A 22,898-nucleotide genomic window follows, 5' to 3' on the forward strand; every position below is an offset into this window, starting at 1 on the left:
ATTCGGTATGACCGGGGGGAGGAGCCTGTCGACGACAACCAGTTCGGGTATCGGTGAGACGACCGATAACCGAGCCGTAAGCGAGACGGTCGGGTTCGTCCTCCTCGTCAGCCTGGTGTTGTTCGGTGCGACCGCTACCGTCGCGGTCGGCTCCCTGGCGGTGGGGGACTCACAGAACGCAGCCGACCTCCAGCGCGCCGAAAGCGCGATGACGCAGTTCGACTCCAAGGCGTCGATGGTCGCGCTGGGAGATTCCGAGCGGCAAACCGTCAGGTTCGGCAACGGTGAAGGGGAACTCTCCGTCAACGACACCGCGGGCCACATGGAAGTGTGGCACCTCAACCACACCGGAGCCGGCGACAACGAACGGATCTACAGCGGCGCGCTCGGGACAGTGACGTACGAAGGGACCGGGACGACAAACGAGCGGGTCGCCTACCAGGCCGGCGGCGTGTGGCACATGCGGGACGGGTACGCCCGAATGGTGTCGCCGCCGGAGTTCCACTACCGCGGGTCGACGCTGACGCTTCCGATCGTTCAGGTGTCCGGCGACGCCACCTCGGCCAGTTCCCGCACCGTTCGGGTGGAAAATCGGGGAATGACCCGCCACTACCCGACGGCCGAACGGTACGAGGCCGACGACGCGCCGTACCGCAATCCAGTCACGAACGGAACCGTGGTCGTGGTTCTCGAAAGCGAGTATCACGAGGCGTGGGAATCGTTCTTCCGGACGCGAACCAGCGGCGAAATACTCGACCCCGCCGATGTCGACATCGGAGAGACCGAAAGCAACGTCGATCTCGACGGCGAGGAGACGGTGATCCTCGAACTCCGTACCGTGGGCGCAAGCGGGACGTTCCCGTTCCCGCACGACGGCGAGAAGCTACCGATCCGAGGGATCGGCGACAGTCACGCGATATCAGAATTCGAGTTCAGTCTCGAGACGAACAACCTCCACAACCGGTGGGTGTCGTTCTACGCCGAATCGGACGGGGGCGATCAGTTCGAGGTGATTCTCGATGTCCCGACGCAAAACGAGCTGAACCACTGTGAAGACGCGGAGATCGGGATCGAACTGCTCTATCGCGACGACGCAGGTCCCCAGGAGTACTGGACGGGAACCACGAACGCGAGCGAGGGCGACATCCAGATATCCGACTGCGACTCGACACTCGAAGGCGATCTGATCGGCGATGACGTCCTGTCGCTGTCGTCGGACGGACCGACCGATCGGGGAACGTTAGACTGGAACGAGGACAGTTCCGCCGACACCGTCGAGATCGTCCACTCCGGGGAAACAGAGCCGACGGAGTACAGCGCCGGCGACGAAGTGGAACTGTCGGAACTGGTCGGCTACTACTTCTCGAAGACCGGGCCGACCTACGACCTGAAAGTCGACAGCGGCGCCGGTCCACAGTCGAACAACCAGGGCTTTTTCACTCAGATGGAGGACGGATCGACGCTCACCATCGAATACGATGGCGGGGACGGCTACTACATCACGTATCTCCACGTCACGGAAAACCGGATCGAAGTCGAGTTCCGGTGAGCCACGCCCAGCGCGCCGGGCAGGTCAAACGAACACGTACAGCTGGAGATACCGGTAGATTCCGCTGAACCAGGCACACAGCCAGAAGAACGTGTAGCCGAAGACCCCGACCCGGAGCCGCGCCCGCCAGGCGCCGACGTTCTCGTGGAGATCCGACAGGGAAACGTCCTGATCCGGTCGGTGGTAGAGATCCGCGTCGCGTTTCGCCTGATAGATACGCGCGATGCCGGTGAGTCCGACAGCGAGCAGAGCGTACGCCTGTAGTCCGAGAAAGGCGTGTACCGCCGCGATTCCCGAAAGCTGGTCGAACAGTCGGGGGAGCATCCATCCGACCGTGGGAACCGTCGTCAGGGCGAGCCCGACGGTGACGAACTTCAGGTGGTGGACCAGCACTTCCCAGGTCACCTCGCGGGCGCGAAGCATTATCCACGTCCCGTAGAGGTAAAACGGTAGGCTCGCGCTTACGACGACCAGCACGGCCGTCGCGATCATCGCGTCGTCGACCATCGGCCGTTCGTTCGGCCGGCATGCGGTAAAGCGTCCGGATTCCGTCCGAAAAGCGTTTTCCCGGGTGCGGCCCTACTCCGAGGCGATGACTGACGGAGAGTCGCCGGAGGAACCCCCACCCGAGGATGCAAGCGACGACAGTTTCGAGCAGCCCCACCCCGACGATTCCGACTCCGAGGACCCCGAACTCGAGGCGCTCCGCGAGGAGGTCGAACGGAAGTACGATTTCGACGACTTCGGACCCGAGGACATGATGGAGATGACGGCCGAGGAGTGGGAGGCAGTCTTCGACGACGAGTCGTGGGTGACAGGCGTGGAACTGCTCGATCGGGTCGAGGCGGAGCTGAAAAACCGCATCGCGCGACGGGAAGTGTTCGCCGTACTCGAGCGGGTCGGCGAGGGGGACGACGAGCGGGTGCTCGCGTACTCCGACGAGGGGTACGCTGTCGTCTACGCCGACGGCAGCCTCGAAGGGGAGGGGACGGTGTTTCGCGACGTGAAGCCGACGCTCGTGCTCTGTTCGATGCCGGAGTTCGACGTGGCGGAGCCGCCGGAACACTACGGACTCCCCGACCCCGGGGACGTCCCCGACGGAGCCGAGGAGTTCGGAAACACGGTCCTGCAGATCGTCGCCGCCGCCCAGCTGGTCGCCGGCGTCGCGCTGTTGGGTGGGTACGTTCTGATCGACGACCTCACGACGATCGTCGCCCCGATCGCCGGCGTCGCCTTCCTGCTTGCCGGCGTGTTCCTGTTTTTCGTGGTCGCAAACGCCCGCCTCTCCGATCGGTTCCGGACAGAAGAGTACAGAAACCGGCTGCGTGCGGTCCAGTTCGAGGACGGAAAGCGACCCGATTTCGTTCCCGAAATGCCACCGGAGGCTCCACACGCCAGTGACGGCGATGGGGACGACACGAACGACGAAGACCGGTAAGTTCCGGGAGCGTTCCGACGCGAGCACCGCCTTTCGAGACCCAGATAGTCGGTGGGTTTAAGCGCGTCCCATCCTGACGAATGCCCGTATGAGACGGCGGGAGTTTGTACGAACAGCCGGCGGGGCAACAGCCGTCGCAGCCACAGGAGCGGCGACGGCCGGATCCGCCAGTGCCCAGGGAGACGTCGAGCCCGACTTCGAGGGGTATCTCGACGGGATCGGCGGCGGCTATGCCGACCTCCGCGGGGAGGAGGAAGTCACAGTCGACGTGGGTGCCGGCGACGGGCTCCAGTTTTCCCCGGCCGGCATCTGGATCGACGAGGGGACCGAAGTGACATGGGAATGGACCGGGCAGGGTGGCGAACACAACGTCGTCACCGACACGGAGAACACCGACTTCGAGAACGCACACGATTTCAGGAGCGGCGACCCGATCGACGAGGCGGGCCACACCTTCTCACACATCTTCGAGGAGGGCGGCCGGACCGGCTACGTCTGTGAGCCGCACCGCGGGGTCGGCATGTTCGGCGCCGTCGCCGTCGGCGACGACGTGCCGGTCCTCGAACCGGCACCCGACGACGGCTGGCCCGAGAGCGTCCACGATTACGGCGTCCCGTTACACCCACACTTTGTCGGGATCATGTCGGCGTTCGCGATCGTTGCGACGCTGGTCTTCACGTTCTACGTAGTGAAGTACGGCGAATCCGCCCACACGGGCACGGGGAGGAACTGAACGATGTCTTCGTCAGGCTCATCGTACGGCGATGTCCATCGCTACGAACCGGCACGGGAAAGCACCGCAGCTGCGATCGCGATCGTGCTTTTGACTCTCATCGAGATCGTGTTCGTGTTCCTGTTCACCTACGGACTCATGCAGGGGTGGGCACTGTCGGAGTTTGGAAACATGTTCCTCGGCGGCGTTCTCGCGCTTATCTTCATCGACCTGGCCTTCATCCTCGCGCTGTATCGCAAGGAGTTCCTGCCGGACGTCGTGATCGTAAAGAAACGCCGACGCAAGTGGGAGGACCTCTACATCCGGGAAGAACAAGCTGACGGCGAACAGCTCGGCGGCGACGTCGACCCGTGGGAGACGGTGAAACGAGCGGTGTATCCGTACTACAAACGATAACATGAGTCTGGAAAAGAAGGACGAACACGACCACAAAGCGTGGCTCGAGGAGCGGGATCTCACCGCAGTCGAGAGCATCTTCCTGACGTCGCTCGTCTGGCTCGATCGTCGGTTCCGCATCGTCGATTACCTCGAGGCGCTGGAGACGATGTACTACCGAGTCAACCTCCAGATGCCCAAAAGCCACACCGAACAGTACAACCTCGACAACAAGTTCTGGTACTGGTATCCGCTGTATTCGCTCGGGTTCCTCTCGATCGTCGCGTACCTCGTGGCGGCCGTGACTGGGGCGATACTCGGCTTCTACTACTCGCCGTCGACGGCCGGCGACCCCAGCGCGGCGTACAACAGCATGCTGTTCATCATGGAGGACCTGCAGTTCGGCTTCATGCTGCGGTCGATCCACCGCTGGGCGGCCCAGTTCATGCTCGCTGCGGTGTTCCTCCACATGCTTCGCGTCTACTTTACGGGCGCGTACAAGGAGCCTCGCGAACTCAACTGGCTGCTCGGCGTCGTGTTGATCTCGCTGACGCTGCTGTTCGGTTACACCGGCTACCTGCTGCCCTGGAAGCAGCTGTCGTTCTGGGCGGGACAGATCGGCGTCGAGATGGCGCTTGCGACCCCGCTGGTCGGCGAGTGGGCCGCACAGCTGATCTTCGGCGGCTTCACCCTGGGAGAATCGACCCTAATTCGGATGTACATCCTGCACGTGTTCATCCTGCCGTTCGTCGTGACGGCGCTGATCGCGCTCCACGTCGGCATCGTCTGGGTGCAGGGAATCGCAGAACCCCACTGATATGACAGGGAACGAATCCACCTCCGACGGACGAACCGACGAGCAATTACGAACCGACGGCGGGCCGCCTGCGACGGTTCCGCCGGACGACGAGACGCCCACCTGGCGCGAGCGCAAGGAGCGCACGCAGGGACTCTCGCGGCTCACCTACGAATACTTCGAGCGTGCGCGACGCGAGGATCAGGATCTCCGACAGGAGTCCGACTACGTCGAACGCGACGTGCTCGCGTTCCCGACCTGGCCCCACGAGATCATTCGGAACCTCGCGATCACTAGCTTCTTCGTCGGAATGATCATCCTGGTGTCCGCGGTCGCGCCGCCGCACTTCGGCGATCCGGCAGACCCCTCGAGTACGCCGGCGATCATTCTCCCCGACTGGTATCTCTACTGGTCGTTCGGGCTGTTGCACCTCGATCCGATCAACCCCGAACTGGCGATCCTGGGCGATCAGAAGATCATGGGCGACGAGATGTACGGCGTCCTGGCGAACGGGGTCGTCGTGGGCGCGATCGCGCTGGTTCCGTTCCTCAACAAGGGAAGCGCCCGACGTCCGGTCGAACAGCCGTTCTGGGCGGCGGTCGGCGTCGGCGGCGTCGTGTTCTCGATCACCCTCGGCGTGCTTGCGATCCAGAACCTCGTCCCGCTGGACCTCAACGTCATCTTCGATCTGACGTTCCTGCTGCCGGTGATCGCCGGCATCCTCACCTACGCGGTGTTGAAAACGATGCGGGAGGGATACATGTACGACCTCAACCGGCGGTACTACCGGCTTCGTCCGCCGAAATAGCGAAAGGTTCCTTTTCGTTCCCGCCGTCGGTGTCAGTATGAGCGACGACGGGATCCCCGAGACCGAGACCGGCAAACGTTCCTCGTCCGGTGACGACCGCGTCCCGGCTCTCGACGATCACGCCACGGTCCGAGATGATTACGTCCGTACTGACGCCCGCGGGCGTCGGGAGGTGATCGTCCCGTTGCGACTGTACAAGACGGTGACGGTGTTCTCGACCCTCCTTGCAGTCATCGCAGTCGTGCTCGGGTTTCTCCTTTTGGATGCGGCGACGCTGCAGGTCGGCGTGCTTCGGCGCCTGGCAGCCGGGCTGTTCGCGCTGGTCGGGGTCGACGTCGCCGCCGGGACGCTCGACGCGCTGCTTGCGGGGACGGGACTGGCCGTGATGGCGCTGGGCGCGGGAGTGTACGTGCTCGGGACCCGATTTCGGGCTCCCGACATGGGAAAGTCTCAAGAGGATTCCCCCGAAGGGACTGATAATGGCTGACGAGTTCATAAAGGGGCTCGCCTTTTTCACCGTCGGCGGGCTCGCGTGGATGACGTTCGCCGGCTGGTATCAGACCCCGACGTTCGACACCACACGACAGCTGATCGCGGCGCCGTCCGAGCCGAACAACTTCTTCGACGTCCTGGGAATCCTGGGCGCGGAGGTGTTCCTGTGGGTGACGATCCTGGGGACGCTCACCTTCTGGGTCGGGATCCCCGCCGCACGTGAACTCCGGCGAGCCCTAGAAGAGCGCGAGTCCGCAAACTGAGCCAGAACGGCTGCGAAAACGGTTCTGCAGTACGACTACAGATTACACGACGAGTTCCCAGAACGGCGCGACGAACTCGAAGAACGCCTGATACGCCGCGTACAGGAACGCCAGGCCCCAGGCGGTAAGCGCCGACTTGGGGCGCTCGATCGTCATCCCGTTTCGGGCTTCGACCTGGCGCGCTTCGAACTCGAAGATGTCGGCGACGAACATAGTCAACAGCAGCGCCGTCATGATCAGCCCGCCGTGAGTGTGATAAATCACGTACAGTAGACCGAGAACGACGAGCGCGACGTTCGCGACAGTGTGTGGGAGATACCGGGTGACGTTCTCGTCGCCGTCGTCCGCGCTTCGCTTGTGCGATCTGTGCGCCTGATGGCGGGTGATGGCGTTCACCACGACCAGTGTGAAGATCGCAAACGGCAGGTACTCGCCGATCGCGTCCACCCAGCCGAGGGGGACGATGAACTGGAGCGGATCCATACCACCCTGTGAGGGGACGACTCATTAGAGTTTTTCCAATCGGCAGTTCTGCACGGGGGACACTCGACACGGACGCGACACCGGATGCAAACAGAAAGCTCAAAAGCGCAACAAGGTAACCGGATCCGTCCGTGTTACCGCGACCGACTCGTCGCGGCCGACACTGCAAACCTCTTTCCCGTCCGCGACTACCGACACGTCGTCGTCCCGGGTGACGGTCACGCACACCTCCTCGGCGACGACCCACGCCTCGGGATGGGTAGTGAACGGCGAGATCGGGACGACCGAAAGGCCAGATCCGGGGGAGAGTACGGGCCCCCCGGCCGACCGGGCGTAACCGGCGCTCCCTGCGGGTGTCGCCGCCACGATCCCGTCCGAGCGCACGGTTCCGAGAGCGTCCCCGTCGCCGACGACGGCGTACTCGGAGATGCGGGCGGGTTCCTCCGTCACCAGCGTGAGGTCGTACAGCGCGGTTGCAACCTGCGTACCGTCGGTCGAGACGCCGAGCTGGTAGTGTTCGGTCCGCCGCGCCTCCCCCTCGATGACGGCCGCGAGTGCGTCGGAGGCGTCGGGTTTGGAAACGACGTGCTTCCCCTCTCCGGCCGCGATCGGAAGCACGGGAACCTCGAGACCGCCACCGACGAGTTCGAACAGTGCAGGCTTGCCGATCGCGACGATCGTGTCGGCGTCCGGAGCCGAAACGACGGATCCGCCACGTCGTGCGACCACATCTGCGAGCTGGCCGGTGATCGCGTCGTCACCGACGATCGCGACGTTCATCGACGGCCCTCCCGTTGCTGCATACACGCAGGTCAGTGTTCGGGGAAGAAAAACCCACACGCATTCGATTGGCTCGGGCGTCAGTTCGACTCGCGTGTCAGTTCGACTCGCGTGTCAGGTTCGACTCGCGGAGGATAATCCGACCCAGGGATCACTCCTCGAACGGCCAGTCTCCGGTGACTTTCATCCCCTCCGCGGCACCCTCCGCCTCCAGATCTGCCGCGATCTCGGCGGGGTCCCGCCGGGCGGGTTCCGTCGTTTCGTCGGCAAGTTCGACGGTCAGTTCGGTCAACAGGATCGCCTGTTCGCGGAGGTTCCGCGGCTCGAGCTTCTCGAGGGTGTCGGCGTGAGTGTGTCCCCAGCCCCGATCGCGCCCCTCGGTCGCGCCCGAGACCATGTATCCGGGAACGCCTTCCCTGACGAACGGCCAGTGATCGCTGTGAGGGACTGGAGAGTCGCTGAGCCGAACCGGATGGTCGAACCGTTCTGCGACCGTCTGTGCGGCCGCCTCCAGTTCGTCGAAGCCGTGGTAGTCCAGTTTCAACGTCCGGGCGGCGACGTTACTGTCGACGTTGACGATCGCCCGGATCGCGTCGAGGTCGACCCGGTCTGCCGTCAGACTCGATCCGACGAGCCCCACTTCCTCGGCGCCGAAACAGCGGAACCTGACCCTGGTGTCGAGTTCGTCCACGCGTTCTGCAAGCGCACGGGCGATCTCCACGACCGTCGCCGTGCCGGCACCGTTGTCCATCGCCCCGTCGGCGATGTCGTGGGCGTCGACGTGCGAGGAGACCACCACTTCCTCGTCGGTTTCGGGCCCGAGCTCGGCGACGACGTTGCCACTCTCTGCGGGGGCGATCTCAGCGTCGACCTCGACAGTGATCGACTCGCCGACCCGTTCGCGGGAGAGGCGAGCGCCGAGCTCCTTCGAGACGCCCATCGCAGGGATCTCCCCGATCGGACTCTCGTCGCTGCCGACGCTCCCCGTCGGCGGGAGTCCGCCCTCGACGTGATTGGCGAACAGGAAGGCGGACGCTCCGTGTTCGACGGCGTAGTAGTACTTCTCCCGGCGGTGGATGAACCGATCGTAGTCGTCGGGAACCGTCGTCGACACCATCACGACGCTGTCTTCGATCTCTGCGGAGCGCTCCTCGAAGTCAGAGGGAACTCCGTAGTCGAGATCGACGAGCTCACCCGTCGCCGATCCCGCAGGGCTCCGAGGGAGTGCAATCTGGTCCCGCCGCGGAGGAACCTCCCCGTCGTCGGCGAGAAGTCGGCTGTCGCCACGTGTCCACCCCTGGACGTCGAACGGCTCGATCCGAGCGTCGCGGGCGCCGACGGCCTCGAGTGCGTCGCGGGTGCGTGCAAGCGCCTCGCGTTCCCCGGAGGTGCCCGCCATCCGATCAGGGATCGCCACGAGCTCCTCCAAAAGCTGCCAGCCCGCGTCGCTCGTGAACGTGCGACCGATCCAGGACGCGTCGGCGTCGTCGAAGTCGTCCATGGTCACCGGCCCGTCGCCAGCACCAAAGCGGTTCGCATACGGGCCCACCTCTCTGGAACCCACTCTTCACACTCGCTCGGGAGCGTGACGATGGAGCCACAGTGCACACCCGACCGTCGCCAGACTCGCGGCTGCCGCGATCGCGAACGCGATACGGTAGCCGGTGACGGTGTACACCCGGACACCGCCCGCGATTTCGCCGGTCCAGTAGGTGTCGAGTACGACGCCCATGAGCGTCGGGAACGCCGCGGCGCCGAAGAAGGACGCTCCGTTTATGGTTCCCAGTGAGATGCCACTGGCCCGGTCTTCGTGACGGCGTTTGATCATCGGATACGTGAGCACGAACGCGCCCAGCAAGGCCCCGGCGACGAAGAACGCGATCCCGACGACGAACAGGGGCGGGGTACCGAGCAGGGCGATCACCGCAAGCGTCGCAGTGTAGACGACAGTGCCGGCCACAACGAGTTCCGTTCGGTGACCGATCCGATCGGAGAGTCGGCCGATCACCGGGGGGCCGACGACGATGCCGACCCCGCCTAGCAAGGTGACCGTGGACGCGACCGTCACTGACGTGTCGTACAGCTGCACCACATACGGGATCCCCCAGAGACCGAACAGCGTGAGGTTGATCCCGCCGGTGACGAAAAGCAACACGCTGACCACCCAGGTCCAGGGGTCACGCAGGACTGCCGCAACGAACGTCCGCGCTTCCTCGAGAGTGATCCTGGGACGTTCTTGTATCCCCTCGATCGACGGAAACCCCGCCCGTTCGGGCGAGTCACGAACGAACAACAGCGTCGCAACCGACAGCCCCAGTCCGACGACCGCCAGTCCGAGAAACGACGTCCGCCAGCCGGCAGCACCGACGAGCAGTGCAAACGGCGTCGTCGCGAGAATACCCCCGACGCCGCCGACGGCAAACGAAAGCCCGTTCATCGTCCCGAACTCCTCAGGGCGAAACCAGTTCGCGCTGAACCGGAGCATCGACACGAAGATGACGCTGCCTCCGAGCCCGATCAACAGTCGCGCCCCCATCGCAGGTCCGTAGGTAGACGCCAGCGCGAACCAGATCGCGCCGACGTTCATCACGGCCGCCCCAGCGGCCGCGGTGAGCCGCGGCCCGACCCGGTCGACGAGCACGCCGGTCGGGATCTGCATCACCGCGTAGACGAAGAAGAACACGGCGTGAAGCGTCCCCAACTGTGCGCCGGTGGTGCCCAGCGCACCCATCAACGCGTCCGCGATCACGGCAGTCGACAGTCGATAGACGTTCACGAGCAGGAACGTCGCCGCGATCAGTCCCCACAGCAGCCAGCGCCATCGACGGGCCGACTGTCGCGAGTCGGTCGCCGAGAGAGAGAAACCACTCGATCGACGGGTCACGCCTCGAGTATCCACGTGGAATACAAAGGAGCTATCGATGACTGCCGGTGCTCAAGTTCACAAAACGAAGGGGAAGGAGTGGGGAGCAGACGGCGTCGAAAAGACGCCGAAAGCGCTGTCGGCATCCTCCGTGCCGGAAGGGGAACGGGATTGGAAGGGATCGGAGGCACGAGTGCCGACATAGTATTGTATATATTGCGCACTAAAATAGATTTCGGAGGCGGTCCCCATCGAGTCGAGTGATCGAGGCGTGGCTACACAACAGATATAGCTCCGAAGAGACTACACAACAGAGATTGCGCCCTTCATACCGACCGCTTCGTGGGGCGTACAGACGTACAGATACGTTCCGGTATCCTCGAAGGTGTGGTCGAACTCGTGGCCGGCGGCGGCGGTGGTTTCGGACTCGAACGCGCCGTCCTCCTCGACGACGTTGTGGTCACCACCCTGACCGGTCCACTCCCAGACCACGCGGGTACCGGTCGAAATTTGGACGGCGGGCGGCTCGAACTGAAGTCCGTCGCCCGCGCCGACACCGATGCGTACCTCTTCGCGATCCGTAAAATCGATCGTTCGATCGTAGTTCGGCACGTCGTTCAGGAACTCCCCGTAGTCCGGTTCCTCGTCGACGTAGGCTGTGTCGTCGTCGCCGTTACCTGCACAGCCCGCGAGAGATACCGCCAGAGCAGCAGTGCCGGCAGTGCGAAGGAACTCCCGTCTATCGATGGTATTCATGTAGTGTTCTATTGGTTGCAGAACGACAAAAGGCTGCTGTAAATCGGGGCGTCCTCCGAGACACCGACACAGCAACGTGCCGACACAGCAAGGTACCGACACTAGCACGGTCGGACGGACAAACTTATCGCCCGGGGTGTCAAACGAAGGTACAGATGGTCCGGAACGCGTCGGGACGGGAGAACCAATCGAAGCCCGACCCGGAGGTTGTTCTCGACGCACTGGCCGACGATGCGGCACAGGCGATCGTTAAGGAACTCGCGGAGCCGATGACCGCAAGCGAGCTCTCGGACGCCTGTGACATCCCGCTCTCGACGACGTATCGAAAGCTGGAGCTATTGACCGACGCCGCCCTCCTATCGGAATCGACAGAGATCCGACGGGACGGGCAGCACACGACGAGATACTCGCTCGCGTTCGAGGAGGTCCGTGTTCGGCTCACCGACAACCGCGACCTCACGGTCGAGATCGAAGCCAGGGACCGCGGACGGGACGAACGCCTCGCGGAACTGTGGAAGGAGGTGCAAGAGGAAGCATGATGGAATCCATACTCTGGGACGTAATACTCGTAGTGTCGCAAACCGCCATCGTCGTTCTCGGCGGGAGTATCAGTTACTTCGCGTACAAGGCGTACAACCGGACGGCGAACCCCGCACTCAGGGCGCTTTCGATCGGCTTTGCGATCGTGACGATCGGCGCGGTGTCCGCCGGCGTGTTGCACCACCTGTTCAAGGTGGAACTCGAGGCCGGCATCGCGATCAACAGCATCCTGACCGCGATCGGATTCGCGGTCGTGACCTATTCGCTGTACGTGGAGTAGTCGACCGGAGCTCGACTCACGGTCCCGTAGGGCGCCGTCCAGGAACGAACGTCCCGGTCTCCGTTCGGACGCCGAGCAACAGTACGCCACCAGCCAGAAGCGGAATCACCGCACACGCTGCGTACACCGGACCAAATCCGACGATTTCGACGAGCGGCAGCGACACCATCGGACCGAGTCCACCTCCGATGTCCCCGAACACGTTGTTCGTTCCCGTCGCCCGTCCCATCCGTTCGTTTGGCGTCAGATCCGCCAGAAGCGCCATCAGCGGGCTGCTCGTTCCGCCTTGCCCGGCGCCGATGAACAGACACGCGAGCGCGAGTTCCACGATCGAGCCCGCCCGGGCAAGCAACAGGAAGCCGACGAAGGCCACGACGAGAAAGCCGACGAGAACCGGAGTTCTCGCACCGTAGACGTCGCTGAGACGTCCACCGGCGATCGTCATGGCGCCGGCGGCGAGCACGGTTCCCGCCATGAAAATGCCGGACGTTCCCTGTGCGTCGAGACCGAACACTGCGAGGTCGTTCGCCCCGAGAAACAGCACGAGCGTCGCGAACAGCGCCCCGATGTACGCGAAATACAGTCCGAAGTTGACGAGGCCGACGGTGACGGCGGGGACGGTCAGATCCACGTCCCACGGCTTCACCGATGTCGACCCTCCTCCCTCGACGTGGGTCTCGGGAACGATCAGATACGCGATCAGCGACGCGAGCAGTGCAAAGACGGCAGCGACGACGAACGCCGTTGCGTTCCCGTACAGCGCACTCACGACACCTCCGAGCACTAGTCCCGCGGGGAATCCCAGGGTGATCCCCGCACGAACGACGCCCATGTTGGTCCCGCGGTCCCCGGCGTCGCTCACGTCCGCGGCGATGGTGTAGGCGGTCGCAAACACCAGGGCGCTACCGAACCCCCACAGGATCCTGGCAACCATGAACCACGTTTCCGGCGCGAGCAGGAACGCGACGATGATCGACGCCCCCGGCGCGGGATCGGGAACGAGCAGGGCGACGACGTACCCGAAGGTGGCGATACCTTCGATGACGAGGCCGGCGACGAACGGCTTTCGCGTCCCGACGCGATCGACGAAGGCGCCGGCGGGGGCGTTCGCCACGAGCCTGACGAACCGGTTCGCCGAGAGGATTACCCCCACCATGAACGCCGAGATCCCCAGCACCGCCCCCAGGTTCGGGAGGATCGGGAAGACGACGCCCCCGCCGAAGCCGACGAAGAACGTCGAGACGATGACCGCCACGATGATTCGCCGGTCGGAGGCGCGGGCTGCCGTCGACGGGTCGGGTGTAGTGGTGTTAGCCATGATCGGTGCTCAATCGTTCGCGGGAGCCGGCACTGATTGACGATCGTCGACGACGTTCGAGGTCCAGGTCCCTCGCGAGAACCACAGTGCCGTCGTCGCGAGCGAGCAGACGTACGAGACCACGAACGCGTACCACACGCCAGTGATCCCCATTCCGAACGTCGAAAGCAGGACGTACGCGACCGGGATCCTGAACAGCCACAGCTCCTGGATCGAAAACACCATCGCGGCCCGGGTGGATCCGGCACCCCGGAACGCACCCAGGAGGATCTGGAACGCGCCGAGGAACACGTACGACGGTCCGGCGATCGTGATGAACGCCGCGCTCATCGCGATCACCTCGCCGGCGTTCGGCGTGGTCTCGTCGATGAAGAAGCCGGCGATCGCCTCCGCGAACGGGTACGCGAGCGCGACCACCGCAACGAAGACGGCGACGACCATCCCGACGCTCAACGTCACGGCCCGCTTCGAGCGGGCGACCTGCGAGGCGCCGAGGTTCTGTCCAACGACGGTTTCGGTCCCGCGTGCGAGCCCGAGCGCCGGCAGAAACAGGATCGAGGAGAGCCGTGTGGCGATCCCGTAGGCCGCAACCGCGTCGGTGCCAGCGAGCGCGACCACGGCGGTGAGCACGGTGATACCGAACGCCCGGACCCCCTGTTCGACGGCGGTCGGCCCCCCGATGTCGAGGATCCGACGGACGGTCTCGAGTTTCAAGATCAGGTCCGAAAGCGCCGGCTGGAGCCCGACCCGACCGCTGAACAGGAGGTACAGGCCGATAAACGCCGCGAACCCGCGGGAGAAGACGGTCGCGTACGCGGCGCCGGCGACGCCGAAGCCCGCAAAGCCGGTTTCGGCGAGCAACGCCGCGCCGAGCGACTCGAGTCCGGTCCACGAGAAGACCGGGTTGCCCTCGAATCCGAGGATGAGAAACGGGTCGAGGACGACGTTGATGGTCACCGATATCGCCATCAGATACAGCGGCGTTTTGGTGTCTCCCCATCCCCGCGAGAGCGCGTCGTAGATGAAAAACCAGAACATGAACACGACGCCGGCGAAGATGATCCGGGTGTACTCGACGGCGTAGACGTACGCGTCCCCGCCGGGATCTGCGCCGATCAACTGCATCATCACGGGCGTAAAGATCCAGCCGAGAACGCCGAAGACGATCGCGACGACCGTAACGAACGACAGCGTCTGGCCGGCGACGTGATGCGACTGGGCGAAGTCCTTCGCCCCTTTGTGCTGGGCGATGAGCACGGTTCCGGCGACGGTGAGTCCGCCGCCGATGCTGACCATCAAAAAGACGACCGCCCACGAGTACGACAGTGCAGCGACAGCGTCGGAACCGAGTCGGCCGACCCAGTAGGTGTCGGCGACGTTGTACGCCACCTGGAGCACCTGCGACCCGACGATCGGAAGCGAAAGCAAAAGCAGCGGCCGAAACAGGGCACCGTCGGTGACGTTCACCGACCGGTCGCGGCCCGGACCGGACCGACTCCCGTCGGTCATTCGCCCGAATCACCACCGACCTCGGGGACCAACCTCATTGACTGATTAGTCAGTCAGCCCGGTTCAAATGGATTTCGTTTCGAAAACACCTCGCAGCCGACAGGGGAGAACACGACGGCAGGAGACGACGTCCGGAACGGAAAGAATCAGGGCGTCTCGCGTGTACGTCTAGCCCATGAGCGACGAACCTCACGAGGCAAACGCGGGACGAACCGGAACTCCCCCGTCTGCGATCGACAGCCCGTACGCCATCGAAACGCGCGCGATTCACGCGGGACAGGAGCCCGATGCGGAGACGGGCGCGCTGATGACGCCGATCTACGCCAACTCGACGTACGAACAGGACGCCCCCGGCGAGCATCGCGGCTACGAGTACTCCCGGACCGGGAACCCGACCCGGTCCGACCTGGAGGCGAACCTGGCGTCCCTGGAAAACGGAAGCCACGCCCGGTGTTTCTCCTCGGGGATGGGCGCGATCAACACCGTGTTGAATCTGCTGTCGTCGGGAGATCACGTCGTCGCCGGCGACGACGTCTACGGCGGCACCCATCGCATCCTGACGGGTACCTACGAGCAGTACGACGTGGAGACGACGTTCGTGGACACGACCGACCACGACGCCGTTCGCGAGGCAATGTGCGACGAGACGGAACTCGTGTGGGTCGAGACGCCGACGAACCCGCTGATGCGGGTAAACGACATCGCCGCGCTCGCTGAGATTGCCGGCGAATACGACGCGCTGTGTGCGGTCGACAACACGTTCGCGACCCCGTACCTCCAGCGTCCACTGGAGCACGGCGCCGACATCGTCTGCCAGTCGCTGACGAAGTATCTCGGGGGACACTCCGACACCGTGGGCGGCGCGCTGATCGTCGACGACGCCGACCTCGACGAGGAGATCGGCTACTACCAGAACGCGGTCGGGGCGACGCCCGGACCGTTCGACGACTTCCTCGTGTTGCGTGGGACGAAGACGCTGCCCGTGCGGATGGACCGCCACTGCGAGAACGCCCGCGAACTGGCACAGTGGCTGCAGGATCACGCCGACGTCGACCGGGTGTACTACCCCGGACTGGAGTCACATCCCCAGCACGAGCTCGCGGCCGAACAGATGGACGACTTCGGCGGTATGCTCTCCTTCGAATTCGACGGGAGCCTGGCGGAGGCTTCGACGGTCGTAAGCGAGACGGAAGTGTTCACGCTGGCAGAGTCGCTGGGCGGCGTCGAGAGCCTCATCGAACAGCCGGCGGCGATGACCCACGCCGCGGTCCCCAGAGAAGAACGTCTCGCCGCCGGTCTCACGGACGGGCTCATCCGCGTGTCGGTGGGGATCGAATCGATCGACGACCTGAAGCGGGATCTCGAGTCGGCGTTCGAGGCGGCCCGGGCGGGGAAGTGAGGAAAGTCGGTGGCAGCGTCCTGACTGCCGGGGGACACACATTCTTGTAGACACTTCTCGAACGGAGGCGTATGACCGAGATCGCGGTGTTGCGACAGCACGTTCACGGACTCCCGGCAGAGACGTACGCAGCGGAACTGCGAACACGACTCCCCGACGTGGACGTCCGGCTCGCGCGAACCCCGGGAGAAGAACAGGAACTTCTCGCGACCGCCGAGATCGCGACCGGTCTCCAGCTTTCGCCGGCTGAGCTGGAGGCGGCGCAGAACCTGGAGCTTTTCGCGTGCGTGTACGCCGGGACGGGACACCTGGACCTGGACGCGTTCCGCGAACGCGACGTCGCTGTCACCAATGGCTCCGGCGTGCACGGCCCGAACATCGCCGAGTACGTGATCGGTTCGATGATCGTCCACGCCAGAGACTTCAAGCAGGCCTGGCGACAGCAGAAGCGCCGTGAGTGGCGGAGTTTCCCCACAACGGAGATTCACGGCTCCACCGTGACGGTCGTCGGGCTGGGTGCGATCGGCGAGGCGGTCGCAACGCGGCTCGAACCGTTCGGCGCCGAGCTGCTCGGCGTCCGGTACAGCCCGGAAAAGGGCGGACCGACCGCGGAGGTGTACGGGTTCGAGGAGATTTACGAGCCGCTCTCCCGGTCCGACTACGTCGTGCTGGCCTGTCCGCTCACCGAGACGACGGAGAACCTCATCGACGAGGAGGCGCTCCGGACGATGCCGACCGACGCGGTCCTTATCAACATCGCTCGCGGCGGGGTCGTCGACACCGACGCGCTGGTGCGGCGGCTCCGCGTGAACGGGCTCGGCGGGGTTACACTCGACGTGACCGATCCCGAACCCCTCCCGGAAGACCATCCCCTGTGGAGCTTCGGAAACGTTCACATCACTCCGCACAACGCGGGCTACACGCCCGAATACTTCTCCCGCGTTGCCGACATCCTCGCCGACAACGTCGCACGGATCCACGACGACAGGAACGAGGATCTCAGAAATCAGGTCGCATAGCAGGGACCATCACATAGGGCCTCACGCGGCCCAACAGGGGTGCAACGGCTATCTCGTCACAGCCACGACCGCTCACCGAGGAGACGCTCGTCGACCTCGAGGCGGGAAAGCCCGAGCTCGCGGCCGTGTGAAACGATCTCGCGGTACTCCTCGGATTGGACACCGCGACTCAGTTCTTCGTACTGTCCCGGCTCGCTCGCGCGGTATGCCGGCCGGTACTGCGACATGAGGTTGACGTACGTCTCCCGCGAGAGTTCTTCGGCGATGAACGTCAGCACCTGCTTCGAGCTTTCGACGTGGTTCGGCATCACGAGATGGCGCACGAGCATCCCCTCGACGGCGAGCCCGTTTTCGAGCCTGAGTTCCCCGACCTGCCGGTGCATCTCGCGCAGGGATGCGCGGGCGTTCTCCCAGTAGTCGGGCGCCCCGGAGTATCTCGCGGCAGCGTCGTCGTCTGCCCACTTCACGTCGGGCATGTAGATGTCAACGATATCCTCGAGAAGTTCGACAGTTTCGGCGCGTTCGTAGCCCCCACAGTTCCAGACGATGGGGATTTCGAGTCCCCGATTCCTGGCGATCAGTACCGCCTCCGCGAGGTCCGGGGCGAAGTGGGTCGGCGTGACGAAGTTGACGTTGTGACAGCCGTTCGACTGGAGCGACAGTGCCATCTCGGCGATCTCGTCGGGTGTGACCTGCCTGCCGACCCCCTCCTGGCTGATCTCGTAGTTCTGGCAGAACACACACCGGAGGTTACACCACGAGAGGAATATCGTCCCACTTCCGCGCTGTCCCGAAAGTGGCGCTTCCTCTCCGCGGTGCGGGAACGCCGAGGAGACGACCGGCGTGTCGTCGGCTCGACACCGGCCCCGTTCCCCGGCCGTTCGGTCGACACCGCAGGCGTGAGCGCACAGATCACACTCCCGGTACCGTTCGCGGAGGCGATCGACCCTGCGCTGGAACTCGGCGTCGGACAAACGCCTGTAGTTCGGCACGGTCGCTGTGTCGCTCATATGAATTGTAGGTTCGTAGCACGGATAGACGTGTTGTCGTTTCCCAAGGCGTGAGGACAGCCTGCCGGTCGGATCCGGGCGGGAGACCCCCGGTGGAGGACGGTTATTTCGGCCCGGCTTTAAGTATCACCTCGACGCAGTGGGGTGTATGAACACCCAGCGTGCGTTCCTGGTCCTCCTTATCGGCCTTTCGGCGCTGGCGACGCTGCTCGTGGTGTTGCCGTTCCTCCAGTACATCCTCGCTGCGGTGATCATCGGCTACGTGCTGTACCCGCTCCAGCGACAACTGGCACCCCGCGTGGGCGAACAGGCGGCCCCGATCCTGTTGATCCTCGGTGCGTTCCTGGTCGGCGCGGTTCCCCTTTTGTACATCTTCCTGGTGTTCCTCCGGGACCTCCAGGCGTTCGCCCGCGGGGAAACCGGGCTCCAGCTCGGCGAGATAGAGGCGAGGATCACGGACCTCACGGGCGTGGAAATCGACCTGCGTGCAGCCGCCATCGAGACGGGCGACAACCTGATCGACGCGCTGTTCGGCAGCGTCTCGGAGGTGTTTACAGTCGTCCTGCACGGGGCGCTCGGCGTCGCGCTCGTGCTGTTTATCGTCTACTACGTGCTCCGGGACGGCGAGGAGTTCGTCGGGTGGCTCCACACGATCATCCCCCTCTCGCCGCCGATGACGCGAACACTGTTCGAGCGGATCCACCGGACGACGTGGGGTGTCGTGATCGGCCACATCTTCGCGGCGGTACTCCAGGGGGTCGTTGGCGGGATCGGTCTCTACTTCGCAGGGCTGCCCAGGCCAGTGTTCTGGACCACGGTGATGATCGTGCTGGCGTTGCTGCCGCTGATCGGCGCGTTCATGGTGTGGGGCCCGGCGGCGGGCTATCTCGTGTTGATCGGCGACCCCGCGACGGGGATGTTGCTCGCGCTGTACGGCGTGTTCGTGGTGAGCATGATCGACAACTACGCGCGGCCGATCGTCATCGATCAGCAGGCGCGATTGAACCCCGCGGTGATACTGATCGGGGTGTTCGGCGGCGTGTTCACGCTTGGATTCACGGGCCTGTTCGTCGGCCCGATCGTCATCGCCGTGTTTGCAGCGACGCTTGTTACCTTCAGAGACGAGTACGACCGCTTATAAGGAGAACGCGCTCACTCGCCGGCCTTCGACTGCCACTCGTAGCCGCGCCGTTTTGCGGACTTGCCGAAGCCGCACGAACTGCACACCTTCTTTTTCACGTGGTAGGATTTCTCGCCACAGCGTCGACATTTGACGTGTGTCGTCTTGTTCTTCTTGCCCTGGCTGGGGGTCCCTGCGCCGGTCATGTGCTTATCGTCACGACGTTGTCGCCGCGTATAATGGTTGTGTCTTGGACCGCCTCTCCGGGTTCGTCGGCGAACGCCTCGACGTCGTCGACGGACTCGAGAACGAGGTTCATGTGCTGGTCGTAGCCTGCGAGAACGCCGTGGTAGATCGCCCCGTCCTTGAGCTGGATCGTCACGGTCGCCTGCAGGGTCTCTTCGAGTACGTCCAGGGGTCGTCCACTCATGGATTGAACGCCACGATATTCAGTAATAAACGTACCGGAGCCAGTTCGGGCGATTGGCGACCTTAACGGTTGCTGGCGCCGTCTCCGTCGTCGCCGTCGTCGTCCGACCCCTCGGCCGGAACGACTTCTTTGCCCGTCTTCCGGGGGACGACCCGTCGATCGGCGTCCTCCCACTCCCGGTCGAGTTCGTGGCCCTCGAACAGTCGGTCCAGAAAGACGGCGAGTCCCGCGACCTCCGAATGGGGCTGGTTCGTCACGCCGACGTTGAAGTCGGCCCGTTCGTACAATTCGAACGGGACCTTCTCGCCGCCGACGACGATCAAGATCGGCTCCCCTTCGGCCGTTCCGGTCTCGGGTCGGTGACGGTCCCTGATCTCGGCCTGGACCTCCTGGATCGGTTCGCCGTACATCGTGAGGTGGACGACGATCCCGTCCCAGTCGCGAACGATCGCGTTCTGGTCGTCGCGGAGTTCGGCGACGAAGGGACCCCCGAAGCGATCGGTGACGGTGTCGACGGTCTCTTTCGACTGGGTCGCGTTCGACGGGAAGAGCACACGATCGGCACCGAGCGCACGCGCGGTGAGCCCCACGTGCGTCGTCATGCGGTCGTCCCGGCCCGGACGGTGACCGTACCGGAGCACGACGACATCGGGATCCCCCTGCACGATCAGTTCCCGTCGCCGCGACCCAGCGCCGACTCGCCGACGGAGTCGTGACCCTCGATCAGTTCCTGCCCGTCCATGTACGGTCGGAGCGCTTCCGGCACCTCGACGGTTCCGTCCTCGTTTTGGTAGTACTCGAGGATCGCCACCATCACCCGGCCGATCGCAGTCCCGGAGGCGTTGAGCGTGTGGAGATGCTCAGCCGACTCGTGATGTTCCCGGCGGAACCGGATGCCCGCCCGTCGCGCCTGGTACGCCTCGAAGTTCGACGCGCTGGACACCTCGAGCCACCGACCGCCCTGCTCGGGCCCGTCGGGCATGTCGTCGGCGGGCGCCCACACTTCGACGTCGACGGTCTTCGCTGAGGCGAACGTCAGGTCCCCGGTGCACAGATCGAGTGTCCGGTACGGGAGCTCCAGACGGTCGAGCACCGCACACGCCTCGTCGATGAGCGCCTCCAGCCGGTCGTCGCTGTTCTCGGGCCGGACGAAGTTGACGAGTTCGACCTTATTGAACTGGTGGACCCGGACGATTCCCCGGGTTTCGGTGCCGTGCTCGCCCGCTTCACGCCGGAAGTTCGGCGTGTACGCCTGATACTTCAGCGGGAGATCCTCGTCGAGGAGAATCTCCTCGCGGTGCATGTTCGTCACCGGTACCTCTGCGGTCGGACACAGCCACAGGTCGTCGTCGTCGTAGGCAGCGTGTTCGTCGCCGCCGATGCGATAGGCGTCGTGGTTGAACTTCGGGAGCTGACCCGTCCCGCGCATCGAAGAGCTCTTGACCGGGATCGGCGGGAAGATGTCGTGATACCCCTGTTCGCGATGGACGTCCATCATGAACTGGATCAGCGCGTGCTCGAGGCGGGCGCCGTCGCCCTTCAGGAAGTAGAAGCCGGAACCGGTCGTCTTCGCACCCCGCGCTTCGTCGAGGATCTCCAGTTGCTCGCCCAGTTCGTAGTGCGGCACCGCCTGGGCCGGGACGTCGCGCAGGTCGTCGAATCCAACCCGTCGGCGCTCGACGTTGTCGGACTCGTCTTCGCCGACCGGAACCGACTCCTGGGGGATCTGGGGAATTTCGAGCAGCCGCCGTTCGAGCTCCGCCTCGAGTTCGTCGGCCCGTTCCTCGAGGTCGGAGAGTTCCTCCTTGAGTTCGCTGGACTCCTCGATGGCTTCCTGAGCCTCCTCCTCTTTGCCCTCGGCTTTCAGCTCGCCGATCCGGCTGGACACTTCGTTTCGCCGGTGTCGGAGGTCGTCCCCCTTTGCTTTCAGCTCGCGCCACTCCGCATCGATCTCGAGGATCCGGTCGAGGTCGACGTCCTCGGTGCCGCGGGCCGCGAGCGCCTCGCGGACGGCGTCCGGGTTCTCCCGGACGTACTGTCGGGTCAGCATAGACGGATCTTCTGCGGGGACTCGGAAAATCGTATCGGGTCCGTGACGATGTGGGACACGCCGGCAACTGCGTGCAGTGGCCACTCGACCGACACGCCCAAGGGGCGTGCTCCCGCGAGTGACGCCTATGGAAGACATCGAAATCGAACGCGTGGCCGACACAGAGCTCGACGCGCCCGTGCTCGTCGAGGGGCTCCCGGGAGTCGGTCACGTCGGGAAGCTCGCGGCCGAACACCTCCTCGAGGAGTGTGACAGCAAGCTCGTACGGCGGGTATACGCCACGGACTTCCCGCCGCAGGTGAACGTCGACGAGGACGGCGTCGCGGATCTCGTCTGCGCGGAGTTTCACGCCATCGAAACCGAGGGCGCCGACCTGCTCGTGTTGACCGGGGACCACCAGGCGTCCTCGAACGAGGGGCATTACCGGCTCACTGACGCGTTCCTCGACCTCGCAGCGGAGTTCGGCTGCGAACGCGCCTTCGCACTCGGGGGCGTCCCGACCGGGGAGCTCGTCGAGGAGTATACGGTGCTCGGTGCCGTCTCCGGCGGAGAGCTGCGGGAGGAACTGGAGGCGGCAGGTGTCGAGTTCCGCCCCGACGAACCTGCCGGCGGTATCGTCGGCGTCTCCGGACTCCTGCTCGGGCTCGGGAAACGCCGGGGGATCGAAGCGACGTGTCTGATGGGCGAAACCAGCGGCTATCTTGTCGATCCGAAGAGTGCCCGCGCCGTCCTGGAGGTGCTGGAAGCTGCCCTGGAGTTCGAGCTGGGATACGAACAGCTCGAAGACAGGGCCGAGGAGATGGAGGAGGTCGTCGGCAAGATCAGAGAGATGCAGGAGGGAGGCTCCGGGATCCCGGACGACGAGCTCCGATACATCGGGTGAGGGC

27 protein-coding genes are annotated in these 22,898 nt (G+C 64.4%); 14 read left to right on the forward strand and 13 right to left on the reverse strand.

Annotated features, from left to right (window positions below; translation table 11 throughout):
• Positions 1-7: 7 nt before the first annotated feature.
• Positions 8-1,549, forward strand: a complete 1,542-nt coding sequence (locus AArcCO_RS11095) for a DUF7289 family protein (protein ID WP_259533541.1) — start codon at positions 8-10, stop codon at positions 1,547-1,549.
• 24 nt (positions 1,550-1,573) lie between these two features.
• Here AArcCO_RS11095 and AArcCO_RS11100 read toward each other — a convergent pair whose 3' ends face one another.
• Positions 1,574-2,056, reverse strand: coding sequence for a DUF7321 family protein (locus AArcCO_RS11100; RefSeq protein WP_259533542.1), 483 nt, complete (start codon positions 2,054-2,056; stop codon positions 1,574-1,576).
• Positions 2,057-2,141: 85 nt separating this feature from the next.
• Here AArcCO_RS11100 and AArcCO_RS11105 point away from each other — a divergent pair, with 85 nt between their 5' ends.
• From AArcCO_RS11105 to AArcCO_RS11135, 7 genes are all read left to right on the forward strand, one after another.
• Positions 2,142-2,987, forward strand: coding sequence for a DUF7319 domain-containing protein (locus AArcCO_RS11105; protein WP_259533543.1), 846 nt, complete (start codon positions 2,142-2,144; stop codon positions 2,985-2,987).
• 88 nt (positions 2,988-3,075) lie between these two features.
• Positions 3,076-3,720, forward strand: coding sequence for a halocyanin domain-containing protein (locus AArcCO_RS11110; protein ID WP_259533544.1), 645 nt, complete (start codon positions 3,076-3,078; stop codon positions 3,718-3,720).
• 3 nt (positions 3,721-3,723) lie between these two features.
• Complete coding sequence (locus tag AArcCO_RS11115) at positions 3,724-4,116, forward strand: DUF7318 family protein (RefSeq protein WP_259533545.1); 393 nt, start codon at positions 3,724-3,726, stop codon at positions 4,114-4,116.
• A 1-nt stretch (position 4,117) separates the two neighbouring features.
• Entirely contained in the window at positions 4,118-4,912 is a 795-nt protein-coding gene (locus AArcCO_RS11120; protein WP_259533547.1) for a cytochrome b, read from the forward strand.
• 1 nt (position 4,913) lies between these two features.
• Positions 4,914-5,699, forward strand: a complete 786-nt coding sequence (locus tag AArcCO_RS11125; RefSeq protein WP_259533548.1) for a cytochrome b family protein — start codon at positions 4,914-4,916, stop codon at positions 5,697-5,699.
• Between the two features lie 37 nt (positions 5,700-5,736).
• On the forward strand, positions 5,737-6,186 hold the full coding sequence (locus AArcCO_RS11130) for a DUF7315 family membrane protein (RefSeq protein ID WP_259533549.1): 450 nt from the start codon (positions 5,737-5,739) through the stop codon (positions 6,184-6,186).
• Complete coding sequence (locus AArcCO_RS11135; protein ID WP_259533550.1) at positions 6,179-6,454, forward strand: DUF7314 family protein; 276 nt, start codon at positions 6,179-6,181, stop codon at positions 6,452-6,454. Before AArcCO_RS11130 ends, AArcCO_RS11135 begins: the two co-directional genes overlap by 8 nt.
• Positions 6,455-6,496: 42 nt before the next feature.
• Here AArcCO_RS11135 and AArcCO_RS11140 read toward each other — a convergent pair whose 3' ends face one another.
• The 5 genes from AArcCO_RS11140 to AArcCO_RS11160 all read right to left on the reverse strand — a co-directional run bounded on the left by AArcCO_RS11140 (position 6,497) and on the right by AArcCO_RS11160 (position 11,336).
• Positions 6,497-6,937 (reverse strand): DUF7313 family protein, encoded by a 441-nt coding sequence (locus AArcCO_RS11140; RefSeq protein ID WP_259533551.1) that lies wholly within the window; start codon positions 6,935-6,937, stop codon positions 6,497-6,499.
• Between the two features lie 99 nt (positions 6,938-7,036).
• Entirely contained in the window at positions 7,037-7,717 is a 681-nt protein-coding gene (locus tag AArcCO_RS11145; protein WP_259533552.1) for an NAD(+)/NADH kinase, read from the reverse strand.
• A gap of 151 nt (positions 7,718-7,868) precedes the next feature.
• Complete coding sequence (locus tag AArcCO_RS11150) at positions 7,869-9,218, reverse strand: M28 family peptidase (protein WP_259533553.1); 1,350 nt, start codon at positions 9,216-9,218, stop codon at positions 7,869-7,871.
• A gap of 66 nt (positions 9,219-9,284) precedes the next feature.
• Complete coding sequence (locus AArcCO_RS11155) at positions 9,285-10,529, reverse strand: MFS transporter (RefSeq protein ID WP_345780890.1); 1,245 nt, start codon at positions 10,527-10,529, stop codon at positions 9,285-9,287.
• 354 nt (positions 10,530-10,883) lie between these two features.
• Positions 10,884-11,336, reverse strand: coding sequence for a halocyanin domain-containing protein (locus AArcCO_RS11160; protein ID WP_259533556.1), 453 nt, complete (start codon positions 11,334-11,336; stop codon positions 10,884-10,886).
• Positions 11,337-11,491: 155 nt separating this feature from the next.
• Between AArcCO_RS11160 and AArcCO_RS11165 the strand changes: the two genes are divergently transcribed.
• Together AArcCO_RS11165 and AArcCO_RS11170 are read left to right on the forward strand one after the other, a co-directional pair.
• A complete protein-coding gene (locus tag AArcCO_RS11165; RefSeq protein ID WP_259533557.1) occupies positions 11,492-11,875 on the forward strand; it encodes a helix-turn-helix domain-containing protein in 384 nt (127 codons plus the stop codon).
• Complete coding sequence (locus tag AArcCO_RS11170) at positions 11,875-12,156, forward strand: DUF7521 family protein (RefSeq protein ID WP_259536428.1); 282 nt, start codon at positions 11,875-11,877, stop codon at positions 12,154-12,156. The genes AArcCO_RS11165 and AArcCO_RS11170 overlap by 1 nt, the downstream gene beginning before the upstream one ends.
• A gap of 16 nt (positions 12,157-12,172) precedes the next feature.
• Here the strand turns inward: AArcCO_RS11170 and AArcCO_RS11175 are convergent, their stop codons facing one another.
• Both AArcCO_RS11175 and AArcCO_RS11180 read right to left on the reverse strand, forming a co-directional pair.
• Positions 12,173-13,474 carry an MFS transporter gene (locus AArcCO_RS11175; protein ID WP_259533558.1) on the reverse strand — a complete coding sequence of 434 codons (1,302 nt, stop codon included), beginning with the start codon at positions 13,472-13,474 and terminating at the stop codon, positions 12,173-12,175.
• Between the two features lie 9 nt (positions 13,475-13,483).
• Positions 13,484-14,983 (reverse strand): MATE family efflux transporter, encoded by a 1,500-nt coding sequence (locus AArcCO_RS11180; RefSeq protein ID WP_259533559.1) that lies wholly within the window; start codon positions 14,981-14,983, stop codon positions 13,484-13,486.
• Between the two features lie 175 nt (positions 14,984-15,158).
• Between AArcCO_RS11180 and AArcCO_RS11185 the strand changes: the two genes are divergently transcribed.
• Entirely contained in the window at positions 15,159-16,382 is a 1,224-nt protein-coding gene (locus tag AArcCO_RS11185) for a cystathionine gamma-synthase (RefSeq protein WP_259533560.1), read from the forward strand.
• 71 nt (positions 16,383-16,453) lie between these two features.
• On the forward strand, positions 16,454-17,401 hold the full coding sequence (locus AArcCO_RS11190) for a D-2-hydroxyacid dehydrogenase (protein ID WP_259533563.1): 948 nt from the start codon (positions 16,454-16,456) through the stop codon (positions 17,399-17,401).
• A gap of 56 nt (positions 17,402-17,457) precedes the next feature.
• On the opposite strand, the gene AArcCO_RS11195 is transcribed toward AArcCO_RS11190, so the two are convergent.
• Positions 17,458-18,411, reverse strand: a complete 954-nt coding sequence (locus AArcCO_RS11195; RefSeq protein WP_259533564.1) for a radical SAM protein — start codon at positions 18,409-18,411, stop codon at positions 17,458-17,460.
• A 148-nt stretch (positions 18,412-18,559) separates the two neighbouring features.
• Here AArcCO_RS11195 and AArcCO_RS11200 point away from each other — a divergent pair, with 148 nt between their 5' ends.
• Complete coding sequence (locus AArcCO_RS11200) at positions 18,560-19,552, forward strand: AI-2E family transporter (RefSeq protein WP_259533565.1); 993 nt, start codon at positions 18,560-18,562, stop codon at positions 19,550-19,552.
• 11 nt (positions 19,553-19,563) lie between these two features.
• Here AArcCO_RS11200 and AArcCO_RS11205 read toward each other — a convergent pair whose 3' ends face one another.
• From AArcCO_RS11205 to serS, 4 genes are all read right to left on the reverse strand, one after another.
• Positions 19,564-19,737 carry a 50S ribosomal protein L37e gene (locus tag AArcCO_RS11205; protein ID WP_259533566.1) on the reverse strand — a complete coding sequence of 58 codons (174 nt, stop codon included), beginning with the start codon at positions 19,735-19,737 and terminating at the stop codon, positions 19,564-19,566.
• On the reverse strand, positions 19,734-19,961 hold the full coding sequence (locus AArcCO_RS11210; protein WP_259533567.1) for an LSM domain-containing protein: 228 nt from the start codon (positions 19,959-19,961) through the stop codon (positions 19,734-19,736). The genes AArcCO_RS11205 and AArcCO_RS11210 overlap by 4 nt, the downstream gene beginning before the upstream one ends.
• Before the next feature lie 62 nt (positions 19,962-20,023).
• Positions 20,024-20,626 carry a tRNA (cytidine(56)-2'-O)-methyltransferase gene (locus tag AArcCO_RS11215; protein ID WP_259533569.1) on the reverse strand — a complete coding sequence of 201 codons (603 nt, stop codon included), beginning with the start codon at positions 20,624-20,626 and terminating at the stop codon, positions 20,024-20,026.
• 2 nt (positions 20,627-20,628) lie between these two features.
• On the reverse strand, positions 20,629-22,011 hold the full coding sequence (gene serS, locus AArcCO_RS11220; RefSeq protein WP_259533570.1) for a serine--tRNA ligase: 1,383 nt from the start codon (positions 22,009-22,011) through the stop codon (positions 20,629-20,631).
• 127 nt (positions 22,012-22,138) lie between these two features.
• Between serS and AArcCO_RS11225 the strand changes: the two genes are divergently transcribed.
• Positions 22,139-22,894, forward strand: a complete 756-nt coding sequence (locus AArcCO_RS11225) for a proteasome assembly chaperone family protein (protein ID WP_259533571.1) — start codon at positions 22,139-22,141, stop codon at positions 22,892-22,894.
• The last annotated feature ends 4 nt before the right edge of the window (positions 22,895-22,898 follow it).

Source organism: Halalkaliarchaeum sp. AArc-CO, from assembly GCF_024972735.1.
Taxonomy (GTDB): domain Archaea; phylum Halobacteriota; class Halobacteria; order Halobacteriales; family Haloferacaceae; genus Halalkaliarchaeum.

Excerpts from the sequence above, each read along its gene's own strand:
- AArcCO_RS11095 (WP_259533541.1), top strand. The coding sequence starts at position 8 with ATGACCGGGGGGAGGAGCCTGTCGACGACAACCAGTTCGGGTATCGGT.
- AArcCO_RS11100 (WP_259533542.1), bottom strand. The coding sequence starts at position 2,056 with ATGGTCGACGACGCGATGATCGCGACGGCCGTGCTGGTCGTCGTAAGC.
- AArcCO_RS11105 (WP_259533543.1), top strand. The coding sequence starts at position 2,142 with ATGACTGACGGAGAGTCGCCGGAGGAACCCCCACCCGAGGATGCAAGC.
- AArcCO_RS11110 (WP_259533544.1), top strand. The coding sequence starts at position 3,076 with ATGAGACGGCGGGAGTTTGTACGAACAGCCGGCGGGGCAACAGCCGTC.
- AArcCO_RS11115 (WP_259533545.1), top strand. The coding sequence starts at position 3,724 with ATGTCTTCGTCAGGCTCATCGTACGGCGATGTCCATCGCTACGAACCG.
- AArcCO_RS11120 (WP_259533547.1), top strand. The coding sequence starts at position 4,118 with ATGAGTCTGGAAAAGAAGGACGAACACGACCACAAAGCGTGGCTCGAG.
- AArcCO_RS11125 (WP_259533548.1), top strand. The coding sequence starts at position 4,914 with ATGACAGGGAACGAATCCACCTCCGACGGACGAACCGACGAGCAATTA.
- AArcCO_RS11130 (WP_259533549.1), top strand. The coding sequence starts at position 5,737 with ATGAGCGACGACGGGATCCCCGAGACCGAGACCGGCAAACGTTCCTCG.
- AArcCO_RS11135 (WP_259533550.1), top strand. The coding sequence starts at position 6,179 with ATGGCTGACGAGTTCATAAAGGGGCTCGCCTTTTTCACCGTCGGCGGG.
- AArcCO_RS11140 (WP_259533551.1), bottom strand. The coding sequence starts at position 6,937 with ATGGATCCGCTCCAGTTCATCGTCCCCCTCGGCTGGGTGGACGCGATC.
- AArcCO_RS11145 (WP_259533552.1), bottom strand. The coding sequence starts at position 7,717 with ATGAACGTCGCGATCGTCGGTGACGACGCGATCACCGGCCAGCTCGCA.
- AArcCO_RS11150 (WP_259533553.1), bottom strand. The coding sequence starts at position 9,218 with ATGGACGACTTCGACGACGCCGACGCGTCCTGGATCGGTCGCACGTTC.
- AArcCO_RS11160 (WP_259533556.1), bottom strand. The coding sequence starts at position 11,336 with ATGAATACCATCGATAGACGGGAGTTCCTTCGCACTGCCGGCACTGCT.
- AArcCO_RS11165 (WP_259533557.1), top strand. The coding sequence starts at position 11,492 with ATGGTCCGGAACGCGTCGGGACGGGAGAACCAATCGAAGCCCGACCCG.
- AArcCO_RS11170 (WP_259536428.1), top strand. The coding sequence starts at position 11,875 with ATGGAATCCATACTCTGGGACGTAATACTCGTAGTGTCGCAAACCGCC.
- AArcCO_RS11175 (WP_259533558.1), bottom strand. The coding sequence starts at position 13,474 with ATGGCTAACACCACTACACCCGACCCGTCGACGGCAGCCCGCGCCTCC.
- AArcCO_RS11180 (WP_259533559.1), bottom strand. The coding sequence starts at position 14,983 with ATGACCGACGGGAGTCGGTCCGGTCCGGGCCGCGACCGGTCGGTGAAC.
- AArcCO_RS11185 (WP_259533560.1), top strand. The coding sequence starts at position 15,159 with ATGAGCGACGAACCTCACGAGGCAAACGCGGGACGAACCGGAACTCCC.
- AArcCO_RS11190 (WP_259533563.1), top strand. The coding sequence starts at position 16,454 with ATGACCGAGATCGCGGTGTTGCGACAGCACGTTCACGGACTCCCGGCA.
- AArcCO_RS11195 (WP_259533564.1), bottom strand. The coding sequence starts at position 18,411 with ATGAGCGACACAGCGACCGTGCCGAACTACAGGCGTTTGTCCGACGCC.
- AArcCO_RS11200 (WP_259533565.1), top strand. The coding sequence starts at position 18,560 with ATGAACACCCAGCGTGCGTTCCTGGTCCTCCTTATCGGCCTTTCGGCG.
- AArcCO_RS11205 (WP_259533566.1), bottom strand. The coding sequence starts at position 19,737 with ATGACCGGCGCAGGGACCCCCAGCCAGGGCAAGAAGAACAAGACGACA.
- AArcCO_RS11210 (WP_259533567.1), bottom strand. The coding sequence starts at position 19,961 with ATGAGTGGACGACCCCTGGACGTACTCGAAGAGACCCTGCAGGCGACC.
- serS (WP_259533570.1), bottom strand. The coding sequence starts at position 22,011 with ATGCTGACCCGACAGTACGTCCGGGAGAACCCGGACGCCGTCCGCGAG.
- AArcCO_RS11225 (WP_259533571.1), top strand. The coding sequence starts at position 22,139 with ATGGAAGACATCGAAATCGAACGCGTGGCCGACACAGAGCTCGACGCG.